Origin of the sequence: Gordonia amarae NBRC 15530 (genome assembly GCF_000241345.1) — a bacterium.
Lineage (GTDB): Bacteria > Actinomycetota > Actinomycetes > Mycobacteriales > Mycobacteriaceae > Gordonia > Gordonia amarae.
This window is the reverse complement of the sequence record NZ_BAED01000051.1, coordinates 1-15,049: the sequence shown is the minus strand read 5'-3', so window position 1 is coordinate 15,049 and position 15,049 is coordinate 1. Positions and strand designations below refer to the sequence as shown.

General features: G+C 68.2%; 17 protein-coding genes. 8 read left to right on the top strand and 9 right to left on the bottom strand.

Annotated elements, in window-relative coordinates; translation table 11 throughout:
- Window positions 1–25 precede the first annotated feature (25 nt).
- From GOAMR_RS14570 to GOAMR_RS25620, 5 genes are all read left to right on the top strand, one after another.
- A complete protein-coding gene (locus GOAMR_RS14570; RefSeq protein ID WP_005189236.1) occupies window positions 26–601 on the top strand; it encodes a PIN domain-containing protein in 576 nt (191 codons plus the stop codon).
- Between the two features lie 182 nt (window positions 602–783).
- Window positions 784–1,164, top strand: coding sequence for a hypothetical protein (locus tag GOAMR_RS14565; protein WP_005189234.1), 381 nt, complete (start codon window positions 784–786; stop codon window positions 1,162–1,164).
- Between the two features lie 275 nt (window positions 1,165–1,439).
- Window positions 1,440–1,769, top strand: a complete 330-nt coding sequence (locus tag GOAMR_RS14560) for a YciI family protein (RefSeq protein ID WP_005189233.1) — start codon at window positions 1,440–1,442, stop codon at window positions 1,767–1,769.
- Window positions 1,766–3,013: an RNA polymerase sigma factor gene (locus tag GOAMR_RS14555; RefSeq protein WP_005189232.1), complete on the top strand. Its 1,248-nt coding sequence runs from the start codon at window positions 1,766–1,768 to the stop codon at window positions 3,011–3,013. Before GOAMR_RS14560 ends, GOAMR_RS14555 begins: the two co-directional genes overlap by 4 nt.
- Window positions 3,014–3,083: 70 nt before the next feature.
- Window positions 3,084–4,079, top strand: coding sequence for a pyridoxamine 5'-phosphate oxidase family protein (locus GOAMR_RS25620; RefSeq protein ID WP_005189231.1), 996 nt, complete (start codon window positions 3,084–3,086; stop codon window positions 4,077–4,079).
- Window positions 4,080–4,142: 63 nt separating this feature from the next.
- On the opposite strand, the gene GOAMR_RS14545 is transcribed toward GOAMR_RS25620, so the two are convergent.
- The gene (locus tag GOAMR_RS14545; RefSeq protein ID WP_005189227.1) at window positions 4,143–4,772 is read right to left on the bottom strand and encodes a DUF2461 domain-containing protein; all 630 of its coding nucleotides are present in this window, start codon (window positions 4,770–4,772) and stop codon (window positions 4,143–4,145) included.
- Window positions 4,773–4,860: 88 nt separating this feature from the next.
- Here GOAMR_RS14545 and GOAMR_RS14540 point away from each other — a divergent pair, with 88 nt between their 5' ends.
- Window positions 4,861–5,688 (top strand): class I SAM-dependent methyltransferase, encoded by an 828-nt coding sequence (locus GOAMR_RS14540; RefSeq protein ID WP_005189224.1) that lies wholly within the window; start codon window positions 4,861–4,863, stop codon window positions 5,686–5,688.
- A 148-nt stretch (window positions 5,689–5,836) separates the two neighbouring features.
- Here the strand turns inward: GOAMR_RS14540 and nadC are convergent, their stop codons facing one another.
- Both nadC and nadA read right to left on the bottom strand, forming a co-directional pair.
- Complete coding sequence (gene nadC, locus GOAMR_RS14535) at window positions 5,837–6,733, bottom strand: carboxylating nicotinate-nucleotide diphosphorylase (RefSeq protein ID WP_040515394.1); 897 nt, start codon at window positions 6,731–6,733, stop codon at window positions 5,837–5,839.
- Entirely contained in the window at window positions 6,730–7,800 is a 1,071-nt protein-coding gene (gene nadA / locus GOAMR_RS14530; RefSeq protein ID WP_005189219.1) for a quinolinate synthase NadA, read from the bottom strand. The genes nadC and nadA overlap by 4 nt, the downstream gene beginning before the upstream one ends.
- Before the next feature lie 341 nt (window positions 7,801–8,141).
- Here nadA and GOAMR_RS14525 point away from each other — a divergent pair, with 341 nt between their 5' ends.
- Both GOAMR_RS14525 and GOAMR_RS14520 read left to right on the top strand, forming a co-directional pair.
- The gene (locus GOAMR_RS14525) at window positions 8,142–9,065 is read left to right on the top strand and encodes an alpha/beta hydrolase (RefSeq protein WP_005189216.1); all 924 of its coding nucleotides are present in this window, start codon (window positions 8,142–8,144) and stop codon (window positions 9,063–9,065) included.
- A gap of 64 nt (window positions 9,066–9,129) precedes the next feature.
- Entirely contained in the window at window positions 9,130–9,900 is a 771-nt protein-coding gene (locus GOAMR_RS14520) for an NUDIX hydrolase (protein ID WP_005189214.1), read from the top strand.
- A gap of 11 nt (window positions 9,901–9,911) precedes the next feature.
- Here GOAMR_RS14520 and GOAMR_RS14515 read toward each other — a convergent pair whose 3' ends face one another.
- The 6 genes from GOAMR_RS14515 to bioA form a co-directional block, all read right to left on the bottom strand.
- Window positions 9,912–10,508: a DUF2567 domain-containing protein gene (locus tag GOAMR_RS14515; protein WP_005189212.1), complete on the bottom strand. Its 597-nt coding sequence runs from the start codon at window positions 10,506–10,508 to the stop codon at window positions 9,912–9,914.
- On the bottom strand, window positions 10,505–10,810 hold the full coding sequence (bsaP, locus tag GOAMR_RS14510) for a biotin synthase auxiliary protein BsaP (RefSeq protein ID WP_244427420.1): 306 nt from the start codon (window positions 10,808–10,810) through the stop codon (window positions 10,505–10,507). Before bsaP ends, GOAMR_RS14515 begins: the two co-directional genes overlap by 4 nt.
- Before the next feature lie 59 nt (window positions 10,811–10,869).
- The gene (bioB, locus tag GOAMR_RS14505; RefSeq protein WP_040515402.1) at window positions 10,870–11,883 is read right to left on the bottom strand and encodes a biotin synthase BioB; all 1,014 of its coding nucleotides are present in this window, start codon (window positions 11,881–11,883) and stop codon (window positions 10,870–10,872) included.
- A gap of 38 nt (window positions 11,884–11,921) precedes the next feature.
- Complete coding sequence (gene bioD / locus GOAMR_RS14500) at window positions 11,922–12,836, bottom strand: dethiobiotin synthase (protein WP_005189200.1); 915 nt, start codon at window positions 12,834–12,836, stop codon at window positions 11,922–11,924.
- Window positions 12,833–14,020: an 8-amino-7-oxononanoate synthase gene (locus GOAMR_RS14495; protein ID WP_005189197.1), complete on the bottom strand. Its 1,188-nt coding sequence runs from the start codon at window positions 14,018–14,020 to the stop codon at window positions 12,833–12,835. The genes bioD and GOAMR_RS14495 overlap by 4 nt, the downstream gene beginning before the upstream one ends.
- Window positions 14,017–15,049: adenosylmethionine--8-amino-7-oxononanoate transaminase (bioA, locus tag GOAMR_RS14490; RefSeq protein WP_005189185.1), on the bottom strand; the 1,033-nt coding region annotated here is incomplete at its 5' end. The genes bioA and GOAMR_RS14495, both read right to left, overlap by 4 nt.

The window sequence follows — 15,049 nt, the reverse complement described above, 5'->3', positions numbered from 1 at the left end:
CACCAACGCTCAGGAGAGCCATCCCGTGCTGCGCGCCGTTCTTGACGCATGCACCCTTGTGCCGAGCCTCCAGCGCGACTTCCTGCTCCAGATCGCAAGCGAAGGAGCATACGCTCCGTTGTGGGGCACAGGGATCCTCACCGAACTCGACTACACGCTCGCAAAGTACCTCGAGCGCCAAGGCATCAGCGATAACACAGAACGTCGGTCTCACCTGTTCACCCAGATGAGGCGTGCGTTTCCCGGCGCAGAAGTCGATGCGCCGAAGGATCGAGTCTATGACTACAGGCTCCGCGATGCTGAGGATGGTCACGTGGCTCATGCTGCGCTGGTGGGCGAGGCTGACGCTATCGTCACCGACGACTCCCGCGCCGGATTCACCTCAGCTCCCGCATTGATCGCTGCAGACATAGAATCGTTGAGGCCGAACCATTTCCGTGCCGATCCCCAAGGCTGCGTTCGGGCGCTCGTAGCCATATCGTCCCGACGGAGCAATCCACCGCAATCACCCGAGCAGATCCTCGATCTACTTGTCGCCCGTTACGCGATGACTGATCTTGCTACAGTTCTGCGACCGCTCGTTGCTGAAGTGTCATCGTGATATCGCTGACACCACGTCCACCGCGTCGATGACGCCGAGGGACCGGTGCCTAAGCCATTCGGCGCTGATGACCCCACTGTCGCCCGAACAAGCCAATCGCCTCGATTCACTGCCGAATCTCGCCGCGATCGGGAGACGATTGGGCGAGCCGCCTAAGGCGGAACCACATAGCGGAGGCCCTCGTGAATAAGGTTATGCGTGCACTCGTCGTCGGAACCGGCCTGGTCGGTGCCCTTGTAACCACTCCAGGCGTTGCCGATGCCCGGACCGCCGGGGCGGGTGCCACGGTCCGCTACCAGTGGACATCGGACAGCGTCAGCAACCAGATCACATACATCGGCAAGGACGGTAAGCAGATCACCAAGCAGATGCGGTTCAGGCCGCTACCCGTCGGCTTCTCCCGCGAACAGTATGGCTATTCAATGCAGTTCCGCATCAGCAAGCGTCAAAACATCGCTGCCCGCATCCAGTCTCCGCAGCTCTATGCAACATGCACCATCAAGGTGAACGGCAACCAAGTGGCCTACCGCCGAGCTTTGCAGACGGGCTCGGCACGCTGCTGACGGGCGGCACCTATACCGTCGCCCAAGTGTTGCCGGAGACGTATCTCCGGAGGCTCGGTACACCGCTCCAGAAACGTGGACAGATCCAGAAGTTTCCGCATATCCGTCGGTGGCAGCATCGTGCCGCCCGAAGGCAAGCCAGATCAGGTGTCACCTACCCGTGCAGCAGTCCCTGATCTCTCATGGGTGTCCGATCGGGGGTTGCTCGTTCGTTGAGGTGGTGAGGGCACCGACGGTGGCCTCGGCGAGAGCCAACGACGACGAGGAGGAATGCCATGCAGTATCTGGTTTCGGTGATCGACGACAAGGAGAATCCCGGCCGGACGGACCGGATGCCGGAGGTCACCGCGTTCAACAAGCGCCTCCAGGCGGACGGGTATTGGGTGTTCGCGGGTGGGCTGTGCGGCACCGAGACGGCGACGGTGGTCGATAATCGGGGTGGGCAGCCGATCGTGAGTGACGGGCCGTTCGTCGAGACGAAGGAGTATCTCGGCGGATTCTGGGTGTGGGAGGTGCCCGACCTGGATGTGGCGCTCAGGCTGGCAGCGGAAGCGTCGGCGGCATGTGCGCGCAAGATCGAAATCCGGCCCTTCGACGGTCTGTGACCGACACCGATGCGGCTATCACCCGGGCCCATCACGATGAATGGGCCCGGGTCGTCGCCGCGCTGACCGGACGGTTCGGCGATCTCGACATCGCCGAGGATGCGGCGGCCGAAGCGTTCGCCATGGCCGTTGCGCGGTGGCCGAGTGACGGGATACCACCGAATCCGGGTGCCTGGCTGACCACAACCGCACACCGCAAGGCGATCGACCGGATTCGTCGCGAGAACAAGCGCGACGACAAGCATCAGCAGGCGTTCATGATTCACGACAACTCCGCCGACCCACCGGATGTCATCGACGATGACCGGTTGCGGCTCCTGTTCACCTGCGCGCATCCGGCGTTGAGCGTCGACGCCCGGGTCGCTTTGACGTTGCGCATGATCGGCGGGCTCACCGTACGGGAGATCAGCAGGGCGCTGCTGGTGTCCGAGTCGGCGACGGCCCGGCGCATCACCCGCGCCAAAACCAAGATCGCGGCCGCCCGCATCCCCTACCGGGTACCGACGGCGGCCGACCTCCCGGTCCGGGTCGACGGCGTACTCGCGGTGCTCTACCTGATCTTCAACGAGGGCTACCTCGCGACCGGCCCGGACACCGATCCGATCCGGCGCGATCTCACCACCGAGGCCGTGCGGCTGATCCGTCTCGTCCACGAACTGCTCCCCGACGATGGAGAGGTCGCGGGTTTGCTGGCGCTGATGCTGCTGATCGACGCCCGGCGATCGACTCGGGTGTCGGCAGACGGCGAGCTGGTGCCGCTGGCCGATCAGGATCGTGGCCGATGGGATCGACGCATGATCGACGAGGGCCACGCCCTGGTCCGGGAACTGCTCGCCGCCGGCTTCCCGCCAGGCCGGTACCAGATCCTGGCGGCTATCAACGCCGTCCACACCTCCGCCCCGGACGTGCGGGACACCGATTGGGCACAGGTCGTCGCACTGTACGACCTCCTGGTGCGGGTCGATCCATCGCCGATCGTCGAACTGAATCGGGCTGTCGCGGTTGCCGAACTCGACGGCCCCGAAGTTGCCCTGGGCATCGTCGACCGCCTCGACCTGAACGGCTATCACGCCTTTCATGCCACCCGCGCCGACCTGTTGCGCCGTCTCGGACGCACAACGGAGGCCCGCGACGCGTACAACACCGCAATCGATCTGGCCGGCAACACCGCAGAAGTCACCCACCTGACCCGCCGTCGCAACCAACTCACATCCCCGCCACCCCGACCTGACGCTCCCGCGTAGCCGCTACCCTATCCAGCGGGGGTGGGGATATTCGGGTGCGGTTGTGGGACGGTACGGGGACGATGGGCGGATGAGTGCTCCCCTGTCTCCCACTGCACGTACGACGATTCGCCGGGGCAAGACCCGGTCGGTGGCCGATCGCGAACTACTGCATACGTTTCTGGCGGAGGCGTTGGTGGCGCATGTCGGTGTCGTGGTCGATGGGTATCCGCGGGTGCTGCCGACGGCATTCGCGGTGGATCCGGACGGGCCCGACGCGGGCGGCACGCTGTATCTGCACGGATCGGTGGCCGCGGACTGGCTGCGGAAGTCCGTCGGTCACGACGTGTGTCTCACGGTCACCGAGCTCGATGGATTTGTGGCCGCACGCAGCGCTTTTCACCATTCGATGAACTACAGGAGCGCGGTGGTCATCGGCCGGGCGCGCATAGTCGACGACGAGGCCGAACTCCTGCGTGCTCTTGAATTGACCATCGACCACATGATTCCCGGGCGCTGGCGAACCCTGCGTCCGTCAACACGCAAAGAGCTTGCGGCAACGGCTGTTCTGGCCGTCCCGCTCGCCGAGGCGTCGATGAAGCAGCGAGCGGAGGGACCGGTCGATGATCCGGCCGACGTCGAGGCTGTGGCCTGGGGCGGGCATATTCCGATTCGGCGAGTGGCCGGACCACCCATCGGGGACGACTATTCGCGGGGCGAGGTGCCGGCAGATGTACGTCGTCGGTCCGAACACCTCGGCTCCGCGCCGGCGGTCGAGACGGCACCGCCTTCATCGGACACCACGATCACGCTGTGCTGCCAACTGTGGGCCCACACGGGACAGGTCCGGGCGCTGGCCGAATACGAGAACACCGTGCTCGCACTGCTACCCGATCATGGCGGAACGCTACTGAACCGGGTCGCCGCCGACGGGATCGACGGACGGCCGGACGAAATCCAATTGATCCGTTTCACGGCGCAAGCAGGATTGGACGGGTATCTCGCCGACCCCCGACGAACCGTCATGGCCGCCGACCGAGACCGAGCGATCGCCCGCACCGAGACTTTTCCCGTCGGCCGGGTGTGACTCGCGCGATCACGTCGGCACTGAGTGCTGTTCGGCAACGCATTCACGAGCACGTTGACGAAGTCAGGCGGCGTGGGTGAGGATCCAGTCGACGAGGGGGCGGGTTTGGCGCCAGTCCTTGCGCACCCGGTCGACCAGGGCAGCGGTGTGGATGATCGGGTCGAAGCCGTAATCCTTGGTCACGGTGATGGATTTGTGGCGCAGTAGCCCGATACGTGGATGGTCCTTGGGCCAGCCGCGGGGCGCGGTTTTGAGTTGGTCGCCGCCGACCTCCCAGCCTGCCTTCGCCAGTGTCGCAAGGGTCTTCTCCAGTTCCGGGCCGAACAGGTCATTGTCGACGGCCTGGCGGACAGCGGCCAATGTGTCGGCTTCGGCGTGGTAGAAACCGGCGGCCACCCTGACACCCGGCGCTGAGATCTCGACGTAGTAGCCGGTGGCCGGGGCGACCGCGATGAACGCGCCCTGGTGGGTTTTGTACGGCGTCTTGTCCTTGGCGAAGCGGACATCCCGGTACGGGCGGAACACCTTGTCCTCGCCGAACTCATCGGCCAATGCGGCGGTCAACGCGGTCATCGGCGCGGCGACCGCGTCGCGGTAGGTGTCCTTGTGCGCTTCCCAGAAGACCTTCGAGTTGTCGATCTCCAGATCGTCGTAGAAGTCGAGTGCGGCTTCCGGAAATCCCTCAAAGACCATGCGCGTGAGCCTACCCGTGCAGAGGCTCGGTCAGACCTGGTGAAAGCACACCATTGCTCCCGCGGAACACGCTCACTAGGGTAGGCGCATGACCGGCGACAACGTTCTCGCGGTGATCTTCAATTCCACCAGTAACGACTTCGATTCGGTGACACCGCAGGTGTGGGGGCCGGCCGGGCGGGCACTCATCGACGCGCTGCGGTTGCAGCCCGGCGAGCGGGTGCTCGACGTGTGTTCGGGAACCGGGGCATCGGCCATCCCCGCGGCCCATGCGGTCGGACCCACCGGGCACGTCGACGCCATCGACATCGCCGACGACCTCCTTGCCCGCGCCCGTACCAAAGCCGCGGCCGACGGCCTCACCAACATTGACGTGATCTGCGCCGACGCCACCGCGCTACCCGCGCCCGAATCTCCGTACGACGCATTGTCATGTGCGTTCGGGGTGTTCTTCCTGCCCGATATGGACAACGCCGTGCGCGGTCTGCTCGATCAGATTCCCGGCGGCAGGATCGGTGTCGCGGTCTGGCATGACGGCGCGCTCGCCGATTTCAGCGCAACCTTCTTCGAGGAGGTGGCCACACTCAGCGGGCAACCGCAGCCGACAGCGGGCGTGCGGTCCGCATCCGATGAACCGAGACCGATCAACCGTGTCGAGACCGTCCCGCTGATCACCGACTGGCTCACATCGCTGGGCGTCGTCGAAGTCCGGACACAGGTGTTGTCGTTGCCGGTACCGTGTACCGACGAGTTCGCGTGGTCGATGATTCTCGGCAGCGGCCTGCGCGGGGCACTCGGCGGGTTCTCCGACGACCAGCGTGAACAGTTGCGTCGCAACTTTATTCAGGCGCTGTCCGACAAGGACATCCGGGAAGTCAACTGCGACACGCTGATTGCGGTCGGCGGAGTGCCGTAACGGACATCGTCGTCTCACGGGGTTTCGAGGCTCGTCGCTTGCGCTCCTCACGCCTCAACCAGCGGTGGTCGGCTTCCCCGGCGGAGCGGGCGCGGTGGTCGGCTTCCCCGGCGGAGCGGGCGCGGTGGTGGGGTGAGCCGAACCTGGGTCAGGTGGGGATATCTAGGCCCAGGTCGAGGACCGTGACCGAGTGGGTGAGGCCGCCGACGGCGATGTAGTCGACGCCGGTGCGGGCGTAGTCGCGGGCGACGTCGAGGGTGAGGCCGCCGGAACTCTCCAGCTTCGTTTCCGGGGAGCGGGTGTTGCGCCGCTGCACCGCCATCTGGGTGGCCCACGGCTCGAAGTTGTCGAGCAGCACCAGCTGCGGCTTCAGTTCCAGCACCTCGTCGAGCTGACCCAACGAGTCGACTTCCACCTCGACCGGGATATCGGGGGCGGCGGTACGGACGGCTTCCAGCGCTGCACTGACCGAACCGGCCGCGGCGACGTGATTGTCCTTGATCAGAGCCGCATCGCCGAGACCGAGACGATGGTTGACACCGCCACCGGCGCGGACCGCGTACTTTTGCAGAGAACGCAGACCCGGCAACGTCTTTCGGGAATCGCGCACCTTCGCCGAGGTGCCTTCGAGCTCGGCCACCCACTGCGCGGTGGTGGTGGCGATCCCCGACAGATGGCAGATCAGGTTGAGTGCGGTGCGTTCGGCGGTGAGCAGCGCCCGGGTGGGTGCGTGCACGGCGAGCACCACATCACCACGACCGACGCGGGTGCCGTCGGCGACCTGCGTGGTCACCGTGTACTCACCGGCCCCGATCACCTCGTCGAAGACGGCAAGCACCACCGGGACACCGGCGATCACACCGTCGCCACGGCTGACGATGGCGGCATCGGTGACGGCGTCGGCCGGGACCGTCGCCACCGAGGTGACGTCGGGCCCGTACCGCAGATCCTCGTCGAGGGCGGTCCGGATCAACGCCCGCACCTCGTCGGTGACCGGGTCACCGAGCTCCGACGCCGCCACCTGGCCGATGAAAGCGCCTGTCATTCCCCGGATCCCGGGTTGCCGATGGCGATCATCCGCTCGACGCTCTGCCGTGCCTTGGCGGCCACGTCCTCGGGCACGAACACCTCGTCTTTGCCCTCGCGCAGCGCGCGCAGCAGGGCGGCCGGGGTGATCATCTTCATGTACGGGCAGGACGCGCGGCCGTTGACCGGCTGGAAGTCGATGCCCGGCGCGGCCTTGCGCAGCTGGTGCAACATGCCGATTTCGGTGGCCACCAGCACCTGCTTGGCTTTGGTCTCGCGGGCGGCGTCGATCATGCCGCCGGTGGACAGGATCTTGACCTTGTCCGCGGGTACGAAACCCTCCCCTGCCAGGTACAGGGCCGAAGTGGCGCAACCGCATTCGGGGTGGATGAACAGGTCGGCGTCGGGGTGGGACTCGGCCTGCGCGGTGAGCTCGTCACCGTTGATGCCGGCGTGGACGTGGCATTCGCCCGCCCAGATGTGGATATTGTCGCGGCCCGTCTTGCGCTTGACGTGCGCACCGAGGAACTGGTCCGGCAGGAACAGCACATCCTTGTCAGGGTCGATCGACGCGACCACCTCGACCGCGTTGGACGAGGTGCAGCAGATGTCGGTCAGGCCCTTCACCGCGGCGGTGGTGTTGACGTACGAGACGACGACGGCGTCGGGGAACTCGGCCTTCCACTCGCGCAGTTCGTCGGCGGTGATGGAGTCGGCGAGTGAGCAGCCGGCCCGGGCGTCGGGGATCAGCACCCGCTTGTCGGGGCTGAGGATCTTGGCGGTCTCGGCCATGAAGTGCACACCGCAGAACACGATCTCGTCTGAATCGACCTCGGCCGCGATGCGCGAGAGCGCCAGCGAGTCACCGACGTGGTCGGCGACGTCCTGGATGGCGGGCAGCTCGTAGTTGTGGGCGAGCAGCGTGGCGTTCCGGGCGCGGGCCAGCCGGCGGACCTCCTCCGCCCACTCGGCGGTGGGCTCCACGCCGGTGTAGCCGCCGGGACCGTCGACCCACTGGGCATCGAACAGTCCGGCATCGATCACTGCGCCGGGCAGGGTCGCCGGGCGGTCGCTGGTGATGCTCATCGTCACTCCTCACGAGCAAGGGCTGCGGTGCGGGCCGGCCGTGGTGCGGCGCGACTCGCGGGTGTCTCGGCTGACCGGTTCCGGCCCTCCGAGGGTTTTCGACTCATGGTCGAAAACTCCACTCATCGTAACACCGCTCACAACCGGACCATTCCCACCCCGGTCACCAACTCCCCCTCGGCAGGATCACAGATCCCTAACAAACCGATAGCTTTGCTAACTTTCGTCACTTCAGTAACGAGACTGAGGGTATGGAATCAACGACTCCTACCCCGCCCGAGACGCCTCCCGTGCCGCACCGACCCCGAAGGTTCCCGAGATCTGCGGCGCTCGCCGTCGCGATGGTGGCGGCGATCGGGGCCGGACTCGCCGTGGTACCCGGCGACGCCGACGCCGCCCGGGTCGTCTCCGTCGACGACCGCTCACCCCGCGAATCGATGTTGTCGGTGTATTCGCCGTCGATGAAGAAGGTCATCCGCAACCGGGTGCTGCATCTGCCGGGCAAACCGTACGCCCCGGTCTTCTACATGCTGCCCGGGGTCGGCGGCGCCGAAGACGGCATTTCCTGGTACGACAACACCCACATCAGGCAGTTCTTCGCCGGCAAACGAGTCAACGTGGTCATGCCGATCGGCGGCCGGGGCAGCCTGTTCACCGACTGGGATCACGACGACCCGGTCCTGGGCCGCAACAAGTGGCAGACATACCTGACCCGGGAACTGCCACCGCTGGTCAACCGCACCATGAACGGCACCGGTGTCAATGCGATCAGCGGCGTGTCCATGTCCGGCGGGCCCGCGCTCGACCTGGCCACCCAGGCGCCGTGGCTGTACCGCGCGGTCGCGTCGTACAGCGGATGCCCCGGGACCGCCAACCCGCTGGGCGGCGCCGCGGTGGTGGCGATGGTGACCCGGGAGGGCGGCAACGTCGGCAACCTATGGGGACCACCCGGCCCGCGCTGGGCGGCCCACGACCCGATCGGCAACGCCGGCAAACTCCGCGGCAAGACGATCTTCCTGTCGGCGGCTTCCGGTGTCCCAGGCCGGATCGACGGGCGGATCACCGACAGGCTCGCCGGGCTGGCCGGCGGTGGCATCATCGAGGCGGTGACCCGGGACTGCACCGCGGCGATGTCGGCGCGGCTGCATCGGCTCGGCATCGGACATACTTTCGTGTCACGGCGGCACGGATCGCACTCCTGGGGTCTGTTCAGCGCGGACATGAAGGCCTCCTGGCCACGGATCGCGCGGGCCATCGGCGCCTGACCGCCCGACCCGCCGACCTCGGCAGCACACCGGGAACAGCACACCTGCCCCTAGAATCGACGCCATGCCGGATGAGCCCGCACCCCCGCCGGCCGGCGATCATCCGGCACAGCACGCCCCGGCCACTCCCGGCGAACCGTTGCGGGTCGAGGTGCTCAGCGCGGTGTTCCAGGTCCGCACCGCCGGAGCTGACGACACCCCCACCCTCTGCGTCCTGCTGCGCACTCCCGACGGCTCAACGAGCCCCGGCGCCTGGCGCACACTCCCCGGTGGCGACGTCGGCACCGAGGAAACTCTGGCGCAGAGCGCGAAACGGCACATCGCCGACGACCTCGACGTCGCGGGACTGGCCCACATCGAACAGTTATCGGTGTTTTCCGCACCGCACCGGGTGCCCGGCACCCGCACGATCGCGTCGACGTATCTGGGACTGCTGCCCAGCGATGCGGACACCCGGCTGCCAGACGGCGCCGCCTGGGTACCGATCGACGGCCTCGATCCTGTCGCCCTGCCCCTCGCCTACGATCACGGCGAGATCGTGGACGCGGCGCGGCACCGGCTGGCCGCCAAACTCTCGTACACCAATATCGCCTTCGCGCTGGCGCCGGAACAGTTCGCCATGTCAGAACTTTCCGAAATTTATTGCGCCGCACTCGGATACACCGTCGACACAACGAACCTGCTGCGGGTGCTGTCGCGCCGGGCGGTGGTGGTGGCCACCGGAACGGTCCGCAAGACCGGCCGCAGCGGTGGGCGTCCGCCGGCGTTGTACCGATTCGCCGAATCCGAACTGCGGGTGACCGACGAATTCGCGACGCTGCGTCCCCCGATGTGACCGGCTGAGGGTCAGACCGCCGGCACCGTCTCCGCCTGCTCTTGGGGCAGATCCCCGACCCCCAGATCCGGCTCGGCGGTGGACAGGGTGAACACGAGATACAGCAGCGTGGCGGTGAACGGCCCACACACCAGCAGCACCCACGGCGACGGGATCAGCGTCCACCAGCGGTCGTCGTAGAGGTCGGCGCCGAACTTGTACGTGGCCCCGACCGGCAACGACTTCGGGTCATCGAAACGCCAGGCGGTCATCCGGTCGCCCACGACCGACGCGACCACCGACCCGGCGACGGTCGCCGCACCGAGCGTCGCGAAACCGGCAGGCCCACGCCACGGGCGCGCCGCCAGCCAGGACACCGTCGCGGCGACAAAGCCGTACACGAACAGCAGCACGGCCAGCCAGGCCATCGACTCGTACTCGGCCGAATCACCACCGCCGATGATCTCGGCGTATTTGTCCGACAGCACCCGGCCGGTGACGGTCGGCGTGACCATCGCCCACACTGCACCCGCCACGGCACCCAGCAGGGTGACGCCGCAGGCCACCGCGAACAACGCCGATCGCGGCGGCCGGGAGTCGGTACCCGCAGCGGTGGGCACCGCCGTCATCGGCGATACATTTCCGTCGAGTCGACCGCACCGTGCCGCGAGCACCGCGCCGACCATCCGTCGGGCCGCACCTGCACCACCATGCGGCGCCCGCACTGCCCGCAGAACCGCGGCGGTTCGAGCCCGAGCCGGGCGGCCGGCGGGATCGCGTCGGGAGACTGCAGCTCCAGCTCGATACCGGTGTAGACGCCGAACCTGCACGGCTCGGCGAGCGGTCCGGGGATGTCGAGTTCCGGCGTCGTGGCACCGGGAGCGGACGGCCCGCGCGGGACCGTACGCCTGCGGCGTGGCGTGTCGACCATGTCCGCCACTCTAGTGTCCGCGGCGAGTGATCCCTCCCCGCCGCCCGGTACCCCGGCCACTAGAGGGTGTCGTTGAGCGTCTTGATCGGCATCGACAGATCGACGAGCAGATCGAGATCGTCCTCGGCGGGACGGCCGAGGGTGGTCAGGTAGTTGCCGACGATGACGGCGTTGATGCCGCCGAGGATGCCCTGCTTGGCGCCGAGGTCGCCGAGGGTGATCTCGCGGCCGCCGGCGAACCGCAGGATGGTGCGCGGCAGGGCGAGCCGGAACGCGGCCACCGCCTTGAGCGCCTCCGAGGCCGGCAGCACGTCGAGGTCGCCGAACGGGGTGCCGGGGCGCGGGTTGAGGAAGTTCAATGGCACCTCGTCGGGTTCGAGCTGCGCGAGCTGCGTGGCGAACTCGGCGCGCTGTTCCAGGCTTTCACCCATGCCGAGGATGCCGCCACAGCACACCTCCATACCGGCCTCGCGCACCATCCGCAGGGTGTCCCAGCGCTCCTCCCAGGTGTGGGTGGTGACGACGTTGGTGAAGTGCGACTTGGCGGTTTCGAGGTTGTGGTTGTAGCGGTGCACCCCCATCGCCGCGAGCTGGTCGACCTGTTCCTGGGTGAGCATGCCGAGGCTGCAGGCGATCTGGATGTCGACCTCGTTGCGGATGGCCTCGATGCCCGCGGCCACCTGGCTGAGCAGACGCTTGTCCGGGCCGCGGACGGCGGCGACAATACAGAACTCGGTGGCGCCGGTCTTGGCGGTCTGCTTGGCGGCCTCCACCAGCGACGGGATGTCGATCCAGGCGGTGCGCACCGGCGATTCGAACAGACCCGACTGCGAGCAGAAGTGGCAGTCCTCCGGGCAGCCGCCGGTCTTGAGGGAGATGATGCCCTCGACCTCTACCTCGGGACCGCACCACTGCATGCGCACGTCGTGGGCGACCTGCAGCAGTTCGGGCAGCCGGTCGTCGGGCAGACGCAGGACCTGCAGGACCTGGTCGTAGTCGAGGGCATCGCCGCGCTCGAGCACCTGCTCGCGGGCGATGTCGAGGATGTCGCCCGCCGGGGTGCTGCCGGCGATGTCGTCGGTGGTGTCGTCGGGTCGGACGGGTGCCTGGGTCACGAGGGAACTCCTGTCATGGTGGGGTGGTCTGTGGGTGTTGCTGTGGTCGGTGGCGCGGGGGCAGGTGCTGTCGTTGTCGGTGCCGCGCGGGTCGGGTCAGGTGGTCGGGTCGCCGGACCCCTCGTGACCCTCGCTCCTTCGTCGCTTCGGCCTCGGGGATCAAGGTGGGAGTCGCGCCGGCCTCGGGGATCAAGATGGGGGTCGCGCCCTACCGCCGGATCACGATGGAGGTCGCGATGGGCGGCGGCCCATTCCGGGTCGAACCAGGTGGGGGCGGCAGCACGGAACTCGTCGGGGGTGAGCGAGCCGGCGCCGGCGGGGATGACCGCGATCACCGGCACGCCGGTGAGCCGGGGCAGGTCGTCGCGGTTGCAGATCATCGCCAGGTCGGGTTCGGCCGGCCAGGAGCCGATGACCAGACCTGCGACGGTCAGGCCGTGGGCGCGGATCGCGTCGACGGTCAGTTCTGCGTGGTTGAGGGCGCCGAGCCCCGCCTGAACGACCACGACGACGTCCGCGGCCACCGCGCCGGCCACGTCGAGCAGGGTCAGGTTCTCGGCCAACCGCACCAGGACCCCGCCCGCGCCTTCGACGAGGGTGAGGTCGTGGTCGCCGGCCAGTCCGGCGACCGTGTCCACGATCGTGCGCAGGGCGACAGGCTCGGCACCGGCCCGCCGCGCTGCGGTCTCGGGTGCGAGCGGCTCGGGATAGCGGGCGCATTCGGCGGTGGTGACCGGTCCGGCCAGGGATTCGACGGCGGCGAGGTCGCCGGGCTCACCGGGCGGCATCCCGGTCTGGACCGGCTTGCAGACGGCCACCGAACCCCGTGCGACCGCGGCCAGTGCCGCTGTGGCGACGGTCTTTCCGACGTCGGTGGACGTACCGGTGACCGCGAGGATCCTTCCGGTCATCGGATCTGTGCCCCAACCTCGCGCAGCGACTCCAGCACCACGTCGCCGACGTGGTCGACGGTGGCGTCGTCGAGGTCGGCGCGCACCGTCAGCCGCAGCCGCGAGGTGCCCGGCTCGACCGACGGCGGCCGGAAGCAGCCGACGAGCACTCCCCTGTCGCGGCAGGCCTGTGCGGCGGCGACCGCCGGTTGCGGGTCGCCCACGATCAGCGAGATCACCGCGGCCGACGGAGTGGGGGCACCGCAGCGCCGGGCGAGCCGGATCACGTTGGCGCGCAGCCGGTCCGGGTATCCGGGATCGGCCCGCAGCACCCGCAGGGCGGCGAGCGCGGCGCCCGCCGCGGCCGGATTCAGACCGGTGTCGAAGATGAAGGTGCGGGCGGTGTCGATGAGATGGTCACGCAGCACCGCACTGCCGGCGACCAGCCCGCCCTGCGAGCCGAACGACTTGGACAGCACCCCCGTGACCACCAGATCGCGGGCACCGGCGAGTCCGCACTCGGCCACCAGACCGGCGCCGCCGGGTCCACGGACACCGAGCGCGTGCGCCTCGTCGACCAGCAGCGCGGCACCGTGGTCGTGGGCGGCGGCGTAGAGCTCACGGATCGGTGCGGGCTCTCCGTCGACGGAGTAGATCGAGTCGGTGACGACGAGCGCGCGTGGTTCGGTACGTCCGGCGAGCGCGGCGCGCACGGCCGCATGATCGCCGCGCTCGACGACCACGACACGGGCCCGCGACAGCCGGCAGCCGTCGATGAGCGAGGCGTGGGTGCCGGTGTCGCTGACGATCAGGCTGCCACGTCCGGCGAGCGCGGTGATGGCGCCGACGTTGGCGAGGTAGCCGGAGGAGAAGACGAGCGCGGCGGGTGTGCCGAGGAAGTCGGCGAGTTCGTCTTCGAGGTCGGCGTGCAGCCGGGTGGTCCCGCAGACCAGCCGCGACGACGTCGATCCGGTGCCCCATTCGTCGAGGGCCGCGTGGGCGCCGGCGATGACGTCGGGGTGGGTGCTCAGGCCCAGATAGTCATTGGAGGCGAGGTTGATCAGCGGTGCGGCCGAGTCCCGGACGTAGGGGTCTCTGTGCAGTCCGGCGTCGGCGCGGGCGACCGCGGCGTCGGTGAGCCAGGACAAGGCGTCGCCGAGGTCCGGACCCGCGCTGTGCAGGTGACTGGGCGTGGCTGTGGTCATCGGTTCTCTCCCTGGGACAGCGACACCAGCCGGTGCCGCGCCGTGGCCGCCGCGGTGATGCCCGCGCAGATCGTGGCGATGTCGTCGTCGGTGCACAGGAACGGCGGCATGGTGTAGATGAGGTCGCGGAACGGGCGCAGCCAAACGCCGGCGTCGACGGCGGCGCGGGTGGTCACGGCCATGTCGACGGGTTCGTTGAGCTGGACCACCCCGATCGCCCCGAACACCCGCACGTCGCGCACGCCGGGTGCCTCGCGCAGCGGTTCGAGACCGGCGGCGAGCCCGGACGAGATGCGTGCGATGTTCTCGCGCCACGGCGAGTCGAGCAGCAGGTCGATGGAGGCCACGGCCACCGCGCAGGCGAGCGGATTGGCCATGAAGGTGGGGCCGTGCGCGAGGCCACCGGCCTCCCCTGCGCTGATGGTCTCGGCGATCCGGGGGGTGCACAGCGTCGCTGCAAGAGTGAGATAGCCACCCGTGAGCGCCTTGCCGACGCACATGATGTCGGGGGCGACTCGGGCGTGGTCCGCCGCGAAAAGCTCTCCGGTGCGGCCGAATCCGGTGGCGATCTCGTCGAAGATCAGCAGCACCTCGTGGGCGTCGCAGAGCTCGCGCAGCCGGCGCAGCAGACGCGGGTCGTGAAAGCGCATGCCGCCGGCGCCCTGCACCACGGGCTCGACGATGACCGCCGCCAATTCATCTGCGTGCGAACCGATCGCGTCGTCGAGAAGGGCAACGTATGCCTCCAGCGCGGCATCGCCGGCACCGATCGCGGGTGGTTCGGGAACGAAGATCTGCGAGGGCAGCACCGACCGCCACATCGCGTGCATGCCGCCGTCGGGATCGCACACGCTCATCGGGGTGAGGGTGTCGCCGTGGTAGCCGCCGCGCCAGGTGAGCAGTCGGGTGCGCTCCCCGCGGCCGCGGCTGCGCCAGTACTGGATGGCCATCTTGGCGGCCACCTCCACCGACACCGAACCCGAGTCGCAGAAGAACACCCGCTCCAGCCCTGCCGGGGTGAGATCGACG

What these genes read in the sequence shown, in the direction of transcription:
- bioD (WP_005189200.1), bottom strand. Translation starts at nt 12,836, where the DNA reads ATGACCGGAAGGATCCTCGCGGTCACCGGTACGTCCACCGACGTCGGA.
- GOAMR_RS14495 (WP_005189197.1), bottom strand. Translation starts at nt 14,020, where the DNA reads ATGACCACAGCCACGCCCAGTCACCTGCACAGCGCGGGTCCGGACCTC.
- GOAMR_RS25620 (WP_005189231.1), top strand. Translation starts at nt 3,084, where the DNA reads ATGAGTGCTCCCCTGTCTCCCACTGCACGTACGACGATTCGCCGGGGC.
- GOAMR_RS14545 (WP_005189227.1), bottom strand. Translation starts at nt 4,772, where the DNA reads ATGGTCTTTGAGGGATTTCCGGAAGCCGCACTCGACTTCTACGACGAT.
- GOAMR_RS14515 (WP_005189212.1), bottom strand. Translation starts at nt 10,508, where the DNA reads ATGACGGCGGTGCCCACCGCTGCGGGTACCGACTCCCGGCCGCCGCGA.
- nadA (WP_005189219.1), bottom strand. Translation starts at nt 7,800, where the DNA reads ATGAGCATCACCAGCGACCGCCCGGCGACCCTGCCCGGCGCAGTGATC.
- nadC (WP_040515394.1), bottom strand. Translation starts at nt 6,733, where the DNA reads ATGACAGGCGCTTTCATCGGCCAGGTGGCGGCGTCGGAGCTCGGTGAC.
- GOAMR_RS14560 (WP_005189233.1), top strand. Translation starts at nt 1,440, where the DNA reads ATGCAGTATCTGGTTTCGGTGATCGACGACAAGGAGAATCCCGGCCGG.
- GOAMR_RS14525 (WP_005189216.1), top strand. Translation starts at nt 8,142, where the DNA reads ATGGTGGCGGCGATCGGGGCCGGACTCGCCGTGGTACCCGGCGACGCC.
- bsaP (WP_244427420.1), bottom strand. Translation starts at nt 10,810, where the DNA reads ATGGTCGACACGCCACGCCGCAGGCGTACGGTCCCGCGCGGGCCGTCC.
- GOAMR_RS14520 (WP_005189214.1), top strand. Translation starts at nt 9,130, where the DNA reads ATGCCGGATGAGCCCGCACCCCCGCCGGCCGGCGATCATCCGGCACAG.
- GOAMR_RS14540 (WP_005189224.1), top strand. Translation starts at nt 4,861, where the DNA reads ATGACCGGCGACAACGTTCTCGCGGTGATCTTCAATTCCACCAGTAAC.